Origin of the sequence: Urbifossiella limnaea, assembly GCF_007747215.1 — a bacterium.
Taxonomy (GTDB): domain Bacteria; phylum Planctomycetota; class Planctomycetia; order Gemmatales; family Gemmataceae; genus Urbifossiella; species Urbifossiella limnaea.
This window is the reverse complement of record NZ_CP036273.1, coordinates 1,227,243-1,240,933: the sequence shown is the minus strand read 5'-3', so window position 1 is coordinate 1,240,933 and position 13,691 is coordinate 1,227,243. Positions and strand designations below refer to the sequence as shown.

Annotated in this window: 12 protein-coding genes; 1 reads left to right on the top strand and 11 read right to left on the bottom strand. The window is 72.2% G+C overall.

The window, feature by feature from the left end:
- Positions 1 to 2: 2 nt before the first annotated feature.
- From ETAA1_RS04970 to ETAA1_RS04920, 11 genes are all read right to left on the bottom strand, one after another.
- Positions 3 to 1,406: an MFS transporter gene (locus tag ETAA1_RS04970; RefSeq protein WP_238389375.1), complete on the bottom strand. Its 1,404-nt coding sequence runs from the start codon at positions 1,404 to 1,406 to the stop codon at positions 3 to 5.
- Between the two features lie 204 nt (positions 1,407 to 1,610).
- A complete protein-coding gene (locus ETAA1_RS04965) occupies positions 1,611 to 1,973 on the bottom strand; it encodes a hypothetical protein (protein WP_145234851.1) in 363 nt (120 codons plus the stop codon).
- Positions 1,974 to 2,033: 60 nt separating this feature from the next.
- On the bottom strand, positions 2,034 to 4,283 hold the full coding sequence (gene recQ / locus ETAA1_RS04960) for a DNA helicase RecQ (RefSeq protein ID WP_145234850.1): 2,250 nt from the start codon (positions 4,281 to 4,283) through the stop codon (positions 2,034 to 2,036).
- A gap of 52 nt (positions 4,284 to 4,335) precedes the next feature.
- The gene (locus ETAA1_RS04955; protein ID WP_145234848.1) at positions 4,336 to 5,367 is read right to left on the bottom strand and encodes an IS630 family transposase; all 1,032 of its coding nucleotides are present in this window, start codon (positions 5,365 to 5,367) and stop codon (positions 4,336 to 4,338) included.
- Positions 5,368 to 5,397: 30 nt separating this feature from the next.
- On the bottom strand, positions 5,398 to 6,303 hold the full coding sequence (locus ETAA1_RS04950; RefSeq protein WP_145234846.1) for a hypothetical protein: 906 nt from the start codon (positions 6,301 to 6,303) through the stop codon (positions 5,398 to 5,400).
- 97 nt (positions 6,304 to 6,400) lie between these two features.
- A complete protein-coding gene (gene solA, locus ETAA1_RS04945; protein WP_145234844.1) occupies positions 6,401 to 7,522 on the bottom strand; it encodes an N-methyl-L-tryptophan oxidase in 1,122 nt (373 codons plus the stop codon).
- Positions 7,523 to 7,531: 9 nt separating this feature from the next.
- Entirely contained in the window at positions 7,532 to 8,500 is a 969-nt protein-coding gene (locus ETAA1_RS04940) for a glycosyltransferase family 2 protein (RefSeq protein WP_145234843.1), read from the bottom strand.
- An 8-nt stretch (positions 8,501 to 8,508) separates the two neighbouring features.
- On the bottom strand, positions 8,509 to 9,510 hold the full coding sequence (locus ETAA1_RS04935; protein ID WP_145234842.1) for a tyrosine-protein phosphatase: 1,002 nt from the start codon (positions 9,508 to 9,510) through the stop codon (positions 8,509 to 8,511).
- 54 nt (positions 9,511 to 9,564) lie between these two features.
- Positions 9,565 to 10,224 (bottom strand): MBL fold metallo-hydrolase, encoded by a 660-nt coding sequence (locus tag ETAA1_RS04930; protein ID WP_145234840.1) that lies wholly within the window; start codon positions 10,222 to 10,224, stop codon positions 9,565 to 9,567.
- 11 nt (positions 10,225 to 10,235) lie between these two features.
- Positions 10,236 to 11,471, bottom strand: coding sequence for a YkgJ family cysteine cluster protein (locus tag ETAA1_RS04925; RefSeq protein ID WP_145234839.1), 1,236 nt, complete (start codon positions 11,469 to 11,471; stop codon positions 10,236 to 10,238).
- A gap of 9 nt (positions 11,472 to 11,480) precedes the next feature.
- Positions 11,481 to 12,755, bottom strand: coding sequence for a putative sugar nucleotidyl transferase (locus tag ETAA1_RS04920; protein WP_202920669.1), 1,275 nt, complete (start codon positions 12,753 to 12,755; stop codon positions 11,481 to 11,483).
- Positions 12,756 to 13,036: 281 nt separating this feature from the next.
- Between ETAA1_RS04920 and ETAA1_RS04915 the strand changes: the two genes are divergently transcribed.
- Positions 13,037 to 13,684, top strand: coding sequence for a hypothetical protein (locus ETAA1_RS04915; RefSeq protein WP_145234835.1), 648 nt, complete (start codon positions 13,037 to 13,039; stop codon positions 13,682 to 13,684).
- The last annotated feature ends 7 nt before the right edge of the window (positions 13,685 to 13,691 follow it).

The window sequence follows — 13,691 nt, the reverse complement described above, 5'->3', positions numbered from 1 at the left end:
GCTCAGGCCCGCTCCTCGGCCACGTCGATCGGCTTCGTGGGGTCGATGAACACCCACGACACCACCCCGAGCGCGTACACGGCGGCGAACAGCGTGAAGCACACCACGTAGCCCGTCGACTCGACGACCAGTTTCTCCTTCCCGTCGATCAACTTCGGGGCGGTGTACGCCGCCAGGATCAGCCCGCTGACGAAGTTCCCCAGCGCCGCCCCCAGGTTGCCGACCATGTTCATCGCCCCGGACACGGTCGCCGAGTAGCGGCGGCCGATGTCCTGGGCGCACGCCCACGACGGCGCCATGATCAGGTCGTTCGTGAACCCCACCAGGATCAGGCAGCCGGCGAACACCCACAGGTTTTCGGTGAAGAACGCGGCCGTCAGGTAGCACACCGCCGCCAGGCCGTAGCCGAGCATCCCGAACAGCCGGCGCCCCCACACCCGGTCGCCGGTCCGGCGGATGTAGCGGTCGGACAGCACGCCGCCGAGGAAGCACCCGCCCATGCCGACGAGCAGCGGCGCCCCGCCAAGCAGGGCCAGCAGCAGGATGCCGGTGTTCCCCGACACCTGGTCCCGGAACTGGTCCCTCAGCGCCCCGGGGAGGTAGTACATGAGGAAGTACCAGTTGAAGTTGGTCACCGTGTACATCAGACACAGCGCCCACACGTTGCGGCTGCGGAAGATGTTCCGCCACGGCACCCGCGGCTGGTCGGTGTGGGCCGCCTTCCCGGCGTTGATGAGGGCGGCCTCCTCGGCGTTGGCCGCGGGATGCTGCTCGGGGTGGTCGCGGAACCACCACACGAACGCCACGCACCACAGGGCCGCGACCCCGGCGAACACCCACAGCGCCTGCCGCCACGACAGGCCGCCGATCGTCACCATCAGCGCCCACACGAACGGCGTCAGCCCGCCCATCAGCCGGGCCGCCATCCAGATCACCCCCTTCGCCGACCCGCGCTTGTCCTCGGGGAACCAGTTGTAGATCGACTTGGCGATGTTCGGGAACGCCCCCGCCTCGCCCATCCCGAACAGGAACTGCATCCCCACCAGCACCACGAACCCGATCACCACCACCTCGCCGCCCGGCAGCGCCATCCCGGCGAACCCGGTGAGCCCGACGAACAGCGACCACCACACGACGATCCGCAACAGCGTCTTGCGCGGGCCGAAGGTGTCGCCCATCCACCCGGCGGGGATCTCGAACAGGGCGTAGGCCAGCTGGAAGAACGTGAGTACCCAGAAGAACTGGCTGACCGGCTGGCCGACGGCAGCCATCATGTCGCCTTTGGCGCTGCCGTACATGGCGCGGTCGAGGTACGTGATCATCGCCAGCAGGCAGAGCAGGCCGAGGATCGAGAACCGGACGCGGGTGGGGGCGCCGCTCGCCGGGGCGTGGCCGTTCAGGGACATGGTGAGGAGCCGGGGGGTGGGAGGGTGGAACCCCCACACTCTAGCCGCCCGCGGTGGCGACCGGCAACGACCGAATCGGCACCGGCTCGCCGCGGCGTCGCTCCAACGCTAATTTGTGGCATGGACTCAATGCGTGCCTCGACCCCCCGGGGGGGAGCCGTGCACACACTGAACGCGGCCCGAGCGTCGAACGCACCTCGTGGCCTAACGACCGGCCGGCGTGACAGTTACGCCGCGGCCCGCGGACGCGATCGAGAACGCCTGCGGGTCCGTTCGCAACGCCAGCTGCCCGCAATAAAGCGATCGGTCCTGCTCCCGCCCCTCGAACACCTCGACCTGCACCGCCGCGGCGGCGTGGTACTCGCGGACGTGTTCGCCGGGCAGCAACCGCACGGGGCGGCCGCGGCGCGGCTGGTTGTTCGACGTAACCGTCGTTTGCACAACGACTACGCGCCCGGTGTCGTTCTGGATGGTGACCCAGCCGGCGTCCGCGGCCGGGGCCGATCCGAGCACCGTCAGAACGACGGCGGCGGCAAGGAGGCAGGGGCGGCGCAGCGCGGCGAACATCGGGAGTCCAGCCGGGGGTCGGGCTGACACCCGAACGCCGGGGCGGACGTGACTTGCGCGCTACCGCCCGTCGCGGCTGTCGAGGAACGCGAACACGATGCGGATGGTGTCGTAGGGCACTTCCTCGTTCAGCGCCAGGAACGCCGGCTTGAGCCGGGCCGTGCCGCACTGCTCGGCCGCCGCCGCGACCCGCTCGCACACCTCCTCCGGCACCCACGGGAAGATGCTCGCCGGCTTCTCGGCGCGGATGAACTCCGTGAGATAATCCACCGCCGTCGCCCGGTTCACGTCGATCTTCGCGGCGACGGCGTCGACGTTCGCCTCGCCGCGGAACAGCTCGAACACCTTGTCCCGTCGCGCCGACGGCTTCCGCTCCGGCTTCGCCGGCACGAGCCCGCGCTGCACCGGCGCGTCCACGTCCAGCGCCAGGCCGGCCTGGCCGCAGTGGGCACGAATCGCATCCAGGAACGTCTCGCCGAAGTCGGCGAGCTTGCGGTCGCCGACGCCGCTGACCTGCCGCATCCGGGCCGCCGTGCTCGGCCGGCCGCGGGCGAACTCGGCCAGCACCGAGTCGGGGAAGACGAGGTACGGCTGCACCCCGAGCCCCGCCGCGACCTGCCGCCGCACCTGCCGCAGCCGCTCGAACAACTCCGGGTCGGCGCCGGCCGGCAGCGTGCCGGGCTGCTGCCGCTCCCGGGTCGTGACGGGGGCGTCGTCGCGGTCCCGCTTCGAGCGCCGCTTCTGCTGCGCCAGCCGGATTAGCCGCACCGACTGCTCGCCCTTCATGACCGACCACGACGCCGGCGTCAGCTTCAGCAGCGGGTACTCGCCCTCGCTCACGGCCAGCGCCCCCTGGCCGACGAGCTGGTAAATCCAGTCGCGCAGGTCGTTCTTCGGCACGTCTTCGAGCAGGCCGTACGTGGTCAGCTTGTCGTGCCCGCGGCTGCGGACGCCCTCGGTGTTCGCGCCCTTCAAGATGTCGAGGACGTGCGTGACGCCGAACGACTCCTTCACCCGGGCGACGCACGACAGAATCTTCTGCGCCACCACCTTCGCCTCGGGCACCTCGTCGGTGTCGCCGAGGCAGATGTCGCACGCGCCGCAGTTGTGGGTTTCGAGCTGCTGGCCGAAGTACTCGACGAGTGCCCGGTGGCGGCACACGGCGCCGCGGGCGTACTTCGCCATGTCGTCGAGGTGCTTGATGGTAGACGCGACGTACTCCTGGGTCGCCCCCGCCTCCTGCGCCGACTTCAGGGTGATGTTCTTGAGGGTGATGAAGTCGGCCCCGCTGAACAGCAGCACGCACTCGCTCGGCAGCCCGTCGCGGCCGGCGCGGCCGGTCTCCTGCTGGTAATGCTCGATCGACTTCGGCATCGCCGCGTGGACGACGAACCGCACGTTCGACCGGTCGATCCCCATGCCGAACGCGACTGTGGCGACGACGATGTCGGTTTCCTCGGAGGCGAACGACTCCTGGGCCTTGCGGCGCTGGTCGGGGCTCATCCCGGCGTGGTAGCCGACGGCCTTGTACTTCGCGGCCTTCAGCTGGGCCGTCATGTCGTCCACGTCGGCGCGGCGGAGGCAGTACACGATGCCGGCGTCGCCGGGGTGGCGGTCGAGCACCTCGCGCACCTGGGCGATGGGGCTGACGCGCGGCAGGACGCGGAACGTGAGGTTCGGCCGGTCGAAGTTGCCGACGAGGACGGAGGCGTCGTCGATGCCGAGCTGCTGGACGATGTCGGCGCGGACCCGCTCGGTGGCGGTGGCCGTGTACGCCTGGACGGCGGCTCCCGGGAACCACTCCTTGAGGCGGGCCATCTGCCGGTACTCGGGCCGGAAGTCGTGCCCCCAGTGGCTGATGCAGTGGGCCTCGTCGATGGCCACGGCGTTCGCCCCGCTGTCGCGGAGGAACTGCGCCACGCCGGTGTTGACGAGTCGTTCCGGCGACGTGAACACGAGTCGCGCTTCGCCGCTGCGGATGAGCTGGGTGGCGTCGGCCTTCTCGTCGGGCGTCATGGAGCTGTCGAGGCGGACGGCCGGGACGCCGACGCGGGTGAGGCCGTCCACCTGATCTTTCATCAGCGCGATGAGCGGCGACACGACCACGGTGAGCCCGCCGCGCACGACGGCCGGCGCCTGGTAGCACAGCGACTTGCCGCCGCCGGTGGGCATGACGACGAGGGCGTCGCGGCCGGCGAGGGCCAGCCGCATGGCGTCTTCCTGGAGCGGGCGGAGGGTGGTGAAGCCCCAGAACCGCCGGACGGCGGCGGGGAGCGCGGGCGGTAGTGGTGGAAGGTTCGCGGGCGGCATGGAAGGGCCATTCTACCCGACATCGCCCGCGGCGGAACGCCGGTTGCCCGCCCTAAGCAGCCGGCCGTAGTTGTTTCCCAGGTTCTGGGCGGAGCTTTTGGGCATAGGAGTTGAAGCCCTGCTCGACGGCCGCCCGCAGATCGGACCGGGTGGCGTAACTGCGGGTCGGGATCTCGTGGTGCTTGACCTGCTTGAACACGGCCTCGATCCGGTTCAACTCGGGGCTGTACGCCGGCAGGTAGTACAGGTAGACCCCCGACTTCGCCAGCTCGGGCCGGGCGGCCTTGACCACCTTGCTGGTGTGGATCGGGGCGTTGTCCAGAACCACCACCCGGGGTCGCCCGACCGCGGGCCTCCCCCGCAGGTAGGCCACGAGGTCGTCCGACGTGAGCGTCCGCTCGAACGGCACGGCATCCAAGCGGGGGGCCGGGCCGAGCGGCTCGTAGGTGGCCAGGACGTTGACCCGCCGACCCTGGGGGTACTCGTACCGGACCCGCTTCCGCTGGCCCGGCAGGCACCACGAGTACCCACCGGGCAGCGACGGGGCGAACCCGCACTGGTCGAGATAGTCCAGGACCAGCCGGCCCTCCCGGGCCTTCCGCTGCAGGCCGCCCAGGACGGCCGCCGCCCGGGCGACCTTGGGCCGGTTCTGCTTGTGCTCCAGGGTCGAGGCCGTCCGCCGGTACCCGGCCCGCAGTCGGGCGAGGTACCGACGGACCTGACGGGCACGGAGCCGGATCCCGTTGGGGCGGAGGGCGTCGGCCAGTTGGGCCGCCGTCCACGTCCGGTCCTGGCCGAGCCGGTCGGTCAGCCGGGCGGCCACCTGATCCCGGCGGGCGTAGTTGGGGGCCGGCCCGGGCTTGCCGGGGTAGAGGGCCGGCACCCCCCGGGCGTTGAACCCGTGGATCACGGCCCGGGCGGTCTGCGGGTCACACCCGAGGTGCCGGGCGATCCGGGGCGGGGACCACCCGGCGTCGGACAGCAGGACCATCTCCAGCCGATCCCGTACCCGGGGCGGGAGGGGGTCCCGCCGGAGAGCCTGCAACTCGGACTGCGTCGCAACGGTGAGGTGAACGCGGATCATGAAACATGGTACGCAATCGGGGCCAACTGCTTAGTGCCGGACGAACTGGTCGACCCGCCAGTGGTTCGGGCCGTCGCCGCGGACGAGCGCGAAGTCCACGAACACCATGGCCTCCGCGCCGACGCCGAACTGAATCTTGTACGCGGCGACCGACGCCGACGAGCGGAAGTACCACTCCGCCTTGCCGGCCGCGACCGCGTCCAGTTTCGCCGCCAGGGCGCCGCGCTGGTAGTCGTACCCGGCAGCGTCCTCCGGCTGGCTCACCTCCCAGCCGGCCATTACGGCCGGGGTGAACAGCGCGGCGCCGAGCGGCGCGCGGTCGTCGGCCGTCATCGGACCGGCGGCCAGCACGTCGCCCAGTGACAGAACGGCGAAGTCGACGAACGGGTCGATCGGGGTCGTCGGCACCCGCGCCTCGGCGGCCGAGACCTGGAACCAGTCCAGCTTCCACGCCCCGCCGTCCTCGACGAGCCGGATCAGGTAGCGGCCCTTGGGCACGGCGCCGCTCTCGAAGCTGCCGACGAACACCGCCGACCCCTCACGGGCGGCGCCGGCCGCCGGGCTGACGCGCGCGTCGCTCCCCATCGCCGCGGCCACGCGCTTGAGCCACTGACCCGCCGCGGCTCCGCTGAACTTCTTGGCTTGGTCCTCCGGCGACGTGCCGAGCGGCTTGCCGATGACCTTCAGGAACCGGGCCGACACGCGGTTGGGGTCAGTCGCGGCGGAACCCCGCAGGTCGGTGACGAACTGCTGGGCCGCGGCGTGGGCCGGCGAACCCGAGTCGGCCGGTGCCGTCGCCGCAAACGGCTGGCCGTCCGGGCCGACGGACGGCGCGGGCGGCTGAGCCGTCGGCTGATCCTTGCCGGCGTCCCGGCACCCGGCGACGACGAGGGAATACGCGACGCAGAGGACGGCGGCGGGCTTCGACCAGCGCATGGGTGCGGCGCCTTCGGGAGAGTCGGGCGGCTCGCGGAGTTGTTCGGCCGCGCGGTATGGTAGGCGGCCCGAAGGAGCGATTTCCACCCGGGCGGGTTCACCGGCCGCGGGCCGCGAACCGGCCGATCGGGTGCGGCGTGCGGCCCGTGAGCGCCAGGTCGGCCAGCACCTCGCCGACGACGGGGGCGAACTTGAACCCGTGCCCCGAGAACCCGCACGCCACCGACACCTGCGGGTAGTGCAGGTGCGTGTCGATGACGAAGTGCCGGTCCGGCGTCAGCGTGTACAGGCACGCCTCGGCGCGGCTCGGCTCGAACGGCGGCAGCGTGCTGTACGCCCGCAGGAAGCCGTCGACCGGCTCGAAGTCGGCGGGGGTCGTCTGCCAGTTCATCTCGGTCGGGTCGCGTAGCTCGGGGGCGCCGTAGTGGCGGGCGACCTTTACGCCGTCGGCGTCGATCGCCGGCAGGCCGTAGAACGCGCCGCCGGGCACGTCGGCGAGGAAGATGGGGAAGCGGTCGCGCCGCACTGCCGCCGAGTCGGTACGGAACCACGTCATCACTTGGCGCATCACCGTCAGCGGCACGCCGAGGTCGGCCAGCAACTGCGTCGCCCACGCGCCGGCGGTCACGACCAACCGGGCGGCGTGGTACGTGTCGCGGTCGGTTACCACCTCGACGCCGTCGCCGCGGGCCGCCCACGACCGCACGGCTTCTTCCGCCCGCAGGTCGGCACCGAAGTGCCGCGCCGCGTCGGCGTGCGCCCGCACGCAGTCCTCGACGGCCAGGAAGCCGGCCGCGTGTTCGAGCACGCCGGCGTAGTCGTCGGGGAAGCGGAAGGGGAAGCGGCGGTTCACCTCGGCCGCGGTCAGGCTCTCGACCGCAAGATCATGCTCGCGCGCCGCCGCGCGCACGCCGGTCACCACCTCGCCGGACTCGGGGCCGACCATCAAACACGGGCACCCGGTGAGCAGGTGCCGGCCGGTGAGTTGTTCGAGTTCGTACCACCGCTCCCAGGCGCGGCGGAGCAGCGGCACGTAGTCGGGGTGCTCGTAGTACGCGGTGCGGATGATGCGGGTGCGGCCGTGGGAGCTGCCGCGGCTGTGCGCGAGCGGGAACTGTTCGAGGCCGACAACACCCGCGCCGCGGCGGGACAGCTCGAAGCACGCCGCCGAGCCCATGCCGCCGACGCCGATCACGATCACGTCGCAGGTCGTCGCCATGTGGGCAGTTTAGGCGGCGCGGCGGAGCGGGGCGGGGCCGGCGTCCAGGTTGCGGCGCTCGCGGACGGTGTAGTGCCGCTTCCCCTGACTCTCGAAGTACACCCGCGTCAGCACCTCGCCGACCAGCCCCAGCGACAGGAATTGCACGCCCGTCAGCGCCGCCACCGCGCCGATGAGGAACAGCGGGTTCGCCGTCATGCCGGGGCCGGTCGTGTACTTCATCACCACCGACGTGACCGCCGACAGGAAGCCGAGCGCGATGCAGCCGAGGCCGAGGCTGCCGAACACGTGCATCGGCCGCGTCTGGTAACTGCCGAGGAACTTGACCGTCATCAGGTCGAGCACGACGCGCACGGTCCGCGTCAGGTTGTACTTCGACTGCCCGGCCGTGCGCGGGTGATGCGTCACCGGTACCTGCGTGACGCGGGCGCCCTGTTGGAGGATGAGCGCGGTGATGAATCGGTGCATCTCGCCGTACAGCTCCAGGCCATCAGCCACGTCGCGGCGCATGACGCGGAGGGCACAGCCGAAGTCCTTGAACGGGATGCCCAGCACCCGGCGGATGACGCGGTTGGCGACCAGGCTCGGCACCTTCCGCACGAGCAGTTTGTCCTGCCGCTTCTCGCGCAGGCCGAGGACGGCGTCGAAGCCCTCGTCGAGCTTTGCCATCATGCGCGGGATGTCGGCGGGGTCGTTCTGCAGGTCGCCGTCGAGGGTGGCGACCACGTCGCCGGTGGCGGCGTCGAGCCCGGCCTGGGTGGCGGCGCTCTGGCCGAAGTTCCGCCGCAGCCGCACCACCTTGATGCGGGAATCTACCGCCGCGACGGATTCCAGCGCCGCGAACGTGCCGTCGGTGCTGCCGTCGTCCACGAACACGAGTTCCCACGGGCCGGCGTCGCGCAGCGCCTCCCGCACCCGGTCGGCCACCGGGCGGACGTTGTCGCGCTCGTCCTTCACCGGGATCACGACGGACAGCATTCCTGGCCTCACTTCACGGTCACGTCGGCGACCAGCGGCTCAGAGCCGTACTGGACGAAGTCGGCGTCGTGCAGGTCGATCACCTGCGTGTCCACGAGGTCGGCGTGGAACACGTACCGGCCCGGCTCCCGCAGCGGCGGCAGGCCGGCAACCAGCGTGATGCTCTCGCCGGGGGCAACAGTCGCGGCCAGGCGGCCGGCGTGGCCGACGTACAGCTTCGTGCCCGTCGGCGTGTACACGGAGTAGCGCAGCTGCACGCCGCCGGCCGAGCCGGGGCGGAACACCCACGGCTCGATCGCCGTGTTCTCGCAGCGGACGTGCAATGGAACGCCGCGAGCGGCGGGGTAGGCGGGGGCAGGGTCGATCAGCGTCAGCCGGGCGCGGTACGGGCCGGGGCAGTACTCGGCCGTCGCCCACTGGCGAAATCGCTCGCGCGAATGCGGCTCGTTCCGCGCCGCGAGCCACGCCTCGTAGAAGTCGAAGAAGCGGTCGATGGCGGCGGTGCGGCCGGCGTTGACGTGCCCGTAGCGCGGCCACAGCTGCCGGCGGGCTTGGCCCAGAGTCGCGTCGGAATGGAGCAAGAGCACCGCGGCCGCCGCGAGGCCGGTGCGGTCGGCGCCCTGCTGGCAGTGGAGCAGAATCGGGTACTCGGTGCGGTCCAGGATTTCGACCAGCCGGCGAATCTCGGACGGCGACGGAAGCCGCTTCGCCGACAGCGACACGTCTTCGAGGTTCACGTCCGTAGCGACGGTAGCGCGGGCTTCGGCCAGGTACCACGGCACGTCCGGGCAGGTGCCGCGGAGGTTCACTACGGTGCGGATGCCGTGCTCGGCGATCTCGTCGGTCAGGCCCGCCGGCGATAGCTGCGCCGACCGGTAGACGCGGCCGGGCACGACGGCGTGGCGGTTGGTCCAGACGACGACGCGGCCGGCCTCGGCGGCGAGCGCGAGACCTGCGGCGGCCCCGGCGAGGCGGAGCAGGCGGCGGCGGGGGAACCGGGGCGCGTCCATGCGGCCGGGAGTGTGACAGATCGCGTCACGGAGGGGAAGTGCAACCGGCGTCGGTCACCACAGCTGCCGGTCCTCGCGGGTCTGGGCCATCAGCGCGGGGAAGTCCACGTTCTCGCGGCGCTCGGTGCCGTGGACCGAGTAGACCCGGTGCACGTCGTAGTTCCGCTCCCGCGGGAACTTCATCATCCGCTCGCACGACTCCACCCGCGTCTCCACCGGCACCCGCCACAACGGGTTCCAGTCGTGGACCGTGCGGCGCGTGCCCAGCTCCCAGTCGCCGGTGCAGACGGCGCCGCGGAAGATCACCAGCGTGTCGGTGCGGCTGTGCTTCGGGGCGTGCATCAGGAACAGCGGCTCGCCGCCCAGGTCGAGCACCTCGGCGCGGTCGAAGAAGCGCACCCCCAACGGGTCGTCCACGACGCCGCGGAAGCCCGCTTGCAGCACCGCCTCGGCGTCGGGGAACGTGGCGCGCATGCGGCGCAGCGTCGGCCGGCTGAAGTGGTCGAGGTGGGCGTGGGTGCAGAGCAGATATTTGACGTTCAACCCCTTCTCGGCCGCGGCCTGCGCCGCCAGCCGCACGGGGTCCGGGCCGCCCCACACCGACGGCGGCAACTCCAGCACCGCGGCCTCGTCGCCGTTGGCCAGCAGCCAGCAGCCGGTGCCGACCCAGGCCACCCGGCCGAGTAGTGCGATCCCTTCGAACCAGGTCTCCACGGCCTCCCCCTTCACTGCCCGTACCACGCCGTCAGCCGCGGGAGGTCGTCCCGGGCCGCCAGCAACCGCAGCGCGAACTTCTGCCGGCCCATCCCCAGCAGCCGGTTGAAGCCGAAGTTGTCGTCCGTCACCCGCACCGCCCGGAGCACCGCGGCCGGCTTCGCCTCCCCGCCGGCCGCGAACACCCGGGCCAGCCACATCGCCACCGGGAACGTCAGCGCCAGCGAGCGCAGCCCCTCCCAGAATGGTACGCCGAAGTTGGTCGGTCCGCAAAACTGAAGCGACTGGACCTTCAGGCGGAAATACCGGGTTAACAGTGCGGCGCTTTCGTCGGGAAGCGGGCCGAACGGTTCCTCGCCCGCCGCGAAGGGCACCGTTGGAAGTGCGGCGTGAAGTTTCGGCACCACGCCCGAACCGCGGGCGAAGCGGACCGCCGCCGCGACGCGGCCGAGGGCCGAGCGTTGGGCCGTACCGCGCTCGGCGCCGTGGTCCTTGCGGGCGTACACCGCCAGCACCTGCCGGAACACCAAACGCCCGGCCCGACCCGGCCGCGACACCTGATCCGCCGGCGGTGTCTCGTCCGCGGCCGTCTCCGACAGCACGTGAAACAGCTCGCTCAGGCGGCCGCCCGTCACCGGCTTCTTGCCGTCGAACTTGAGTCCGTCGGCGAGCGCCGCCAGCGTCAGGACGTTCCGCCAGCGGCGCTCCATCGGCACGTCGGCTTCGCCGAGCATTTTGGCCACCACGCCGGCGATGCGGAGCACGTCGTCCCACGGCACGACGGTGCCGGCGCGGAGCGGCGGCGGGGGCTGCGTCCTCGCGGCGGGCTCGTTCTCCTCCAGCTGCGCGGCGTACTCGCGGACTTCGGCGAGGTGCTGGTCGAGCGGCCGGCCGTCGTTCGCGGCGGCGCTCGGGCAGGCGTAGCGGAGGCCGACGCGCCAGTGGTCGCCGGCGGGGACGAGCAGGAACGGGTACACGCGGCACGCCAGCGGCTTCGCGGCGGCGCCGAACTTCGCGTGGATGCGGCAGCGGTCGTCGTCGCCGAGGAAAACGCAGGCGCCGTCGGGGCGGTGGTTCAGTGTGGTGCCGCGGGCATCGAACAGTGAGGTGCCGAGGTCCCAGTTCTGGGCCTCGATCCGCTTCCGCTCGTCGGCGCTCACGGGGATACTGTACGACCGGCAGCAGGCGGCGCAGCCGCGGCAGTCCCAGTTCTGAGCGACGGGGAGTGACCGGACGAGGAGCGCCATGCGGACATTCTACGCCGCCCGGCGCAGCGGCAGCGTCCCCGGCTCCTCCGCCACCCGCCCCGCGGCCGCCGCGTACGCCGCCCGCAGTTCCGCCGTCAGTTCCTTGCCGCGCCGCTTCATCGCCCGCTCGGCCGCGGCGAACAGGCCGTCCACGTCCATCGCCACGGTGCCGTCCGGGCCGGTGCGGGCGAACCCCGGAATGCACCGCGGGGCCAGCCGTCCCGACGGCAGCACCGCCGCGAACGGGCCGACCACGGTGCCGGCGTCGAGCAGCACACCCAGGCCGGTGCGGGCGTGGTCGCCGAAGATGCTCCCGACCTTCAGCCGGCCCGTGTCGATCACCTCGCCGTTCAGCTTCACCGTCACCGGCCGGTAGTCGCAGCGCAGGTCGGCGGTGCCGGTCGCGGCGGCGAGGTTCACCCACTCGCCGACGTAACTGTGGCCCAGGAAGCCGTCGTGGTACTTGTTCGCGTAGCCGAGCACGATGCTCGACTCGACCTCGCCGCCGACGCGGCAGTGCGGCCCGAGCGTCGTGCCGGCCTTCAGCTTCGCGCCGAACAGCTGCGAGTGCGCCCCCACCACGCACGGCCCTTCCAGCCGTGTGAACGCCGTCACCAGCGCCCCCGGGCCGATCCACACCGGGCCGCCGGTGGTGTCGGCCACGACCATCGGGTCGATGCGGGCGGTGGGGTGCAGGAACAGCCGGTCGGCGGGGCCGACCAGGGCGAAGCCGGCGGGGTGGAAGCCGGTCGCGGACGGCTCGCACGCGGCGAAGTCGGCGGCGATCTGGGCCGCGTTCAGGTCCACGAGTTCCCACGGCCGCCGAACGACGTGACCGCCGACTTCCACGCCGGGCAGTGCCTGGCTCCAGTCGGCGACGCAGTCGTCGATGGTGGCGGGGCTGGCGGCTTGCAGCGGCTGCGTGCCCACGGACGCGAACGCCACTTCGGCGCCGCAAATGCCGACGACGGTGCCGCCACTGAACAGGTCGCGGTAGACGGGGCCGGGGAACGGCGGCGGCGGCGCCACCCAGCGCGAGTTCACCAGTACCGTCGGCGCGGCGCGCAGCCAGCCCGGGTCGTTGACCGGCGTGTTCGGGTCGCGGGCCTTCAGCAGCGGGGCCAGTTCGGGGCGGACGAGGTAGCCGACGCTCTCGGCGCGGAAGTACCGGGTTTGCTTGTCGGCGAGCGTGGTCAGGCCGCACAAGAGGTCCGACGCCGGCCGGGTGGCGGTGAGCGGGCCGAGGTCGGCGGCGCGTCGGTCGTCGTAGATACAGATGCGCATCCGGGCTCCTCCCGCGGGCCGGCAGTGTAGCGCCGCCGGGGCGCCCGGGGGAAGCCGAGTTTCCGCCGCGCCCCCCGACGCTCGGACCGGACTCATTGTGTGCACGGCTCCCCCCCGGGGGGTCGAGGCACGCATTGAGTCAAATACACAAATAATATTCAGACCGACCGCCGGCGGGTCGTTCCGGGCCGCTGTCGGAGTTGGTCTTGTTTGCCCCGTGCGCGGCGGGGTAGAGTCCGCCGCACCTCGGCACGACGCCGGCCCGGCCGCGGAAGGAAGCCATGGCGACCGCCCCCAGCGCGAACGACCTCACCCGCCAACAACTCGACGAGCTCGACGACCTCCTCCAGCGGATGCTCAACCTGCCGCTGACCGGCACCGAGCCGCCGGCGGCGCAGAGCACCCCCGCCGGCCCCACCTGGCGCTACGACGCCCCGTCCGCCCCGCCGATTCCCTCGCCGCACCTCGTCGCCCCGCCGGAACCGCCGCGGGCGCCCGTCCTCGTCGCGCCGCCGGCCCCCGCGCCGCCGGTCGTGGTGCGGCCCGAACCGGTCACCGCGCCGGTGCCGCTGATCCCGCCGCCGGAGCCGACCACGCCGATCATCGAGCGGAAGCCGACGCCGCCGTCGGCGCGCCGGGCGCCGAAGCCGGCCCCGGTCGTGAGCGCGCCGCCGCCGGAGCCTGCGCCGCAGGTGGTGTACGAACCGCAGCCGCCGTTGCCGGTGCTGCTGTGGCCGCTGGCGGGGTTGAACTGGGTGTTCGACCGCGCCGCCGGCCTCCTCGGGCCGCCCGGGTGGCTCCTCCGCAGTGGGTTCGGCAAGAACGTGCTCGGCCTCGCGGGGATCGGCCTGCTGCTGTACACCGCGGCGCACCTCGCCACCGACGCGGGCTGGGTGACGCTGCCGTTCCCGGTGCCGTGGCCGCGGTAGAACAGTC

Bases quoted from the DNA above. Each gene is read 5' to 3' on its own strand.
- ETAA1_RS04970 (WP_238389375.1), bottom strand. From the start codon at position 1,406: ATGTCCCTGAACGGCCACGCCCCGGCGAGCGGCGCCCCCACCCGCGTC.
- ETAA1_RS04965 (WP_145234851.1), bottom strand. From the start codon at position 1,973: ATGTTCGCCGCGCTGCGCCGCCCCTGCCTCCTTGCCGCCGCCGTCGTT.
- recQ (WP_145234850.1), bottom strand. From the start codon at position 4,283: ATGCCGCCCGCGAACCTTCCACCACTACCGCCCGCGCTCCCCGCCGCC.
- ETAA1_RS04955 (WP_145234848.1), bottom strand. From the start codon at position 5,367: ATGATCCGCGTTCACCTCACCGTTGCGACGCAGTCCGAGTTGCAGGCT.
- ETAA1_RS04950 (WP_145234846.1), bottom strand. From the start codon at position 6,303: ATGCGCTGGTCGAAGCCCGCCGCCGTCCTCTGCGTCGCGTATTCCCTC.
- solA (WP_145234844.1), bottom strand. From the start codon at position 7,522: ATGGCGACGACCTGCGACGTGATCGTGATCGGCGTCGGCGGCATGGGC.
- ETAA1_RS04940 (WP_145234843.1), bottom strand. From the start codon at position 8,500: ATGCTGTCCGTCGTGATCCCGGTGAAGGACGAGCGCGACAACGTCCGC.
- ETAA1_RS04935 (WP_145234842.1), bottom strand. From the start codon at position 9,510: ATGGACGCGCCCCGGTTCCCCCGCCGCCGCCTGCTCCGCCTCGCCGGG.
- ETAA1_RS04925 (WP_145234839.1), bottom strand. From the start codon at position 11,471: ATGGCGCTCCTCGTCCGGTCACTCCCCGTCGCTCAGAACTGGGACTGC.
- ETAA1_RS04920 (WP_202920669.1), bottom strand. From the start codon at position 12,755: ATGCGCATCTGTATCTACGACGACCGACGCGCCGCCGACCTCGGCCCG.
- ETAA1_RS04915 (WP_145234835.1), top strand. From the start codon at position 13,037: ATGGCGACCGCCCCCAGCGCGAACGACCTCACCCGCCAACAACTCGAC.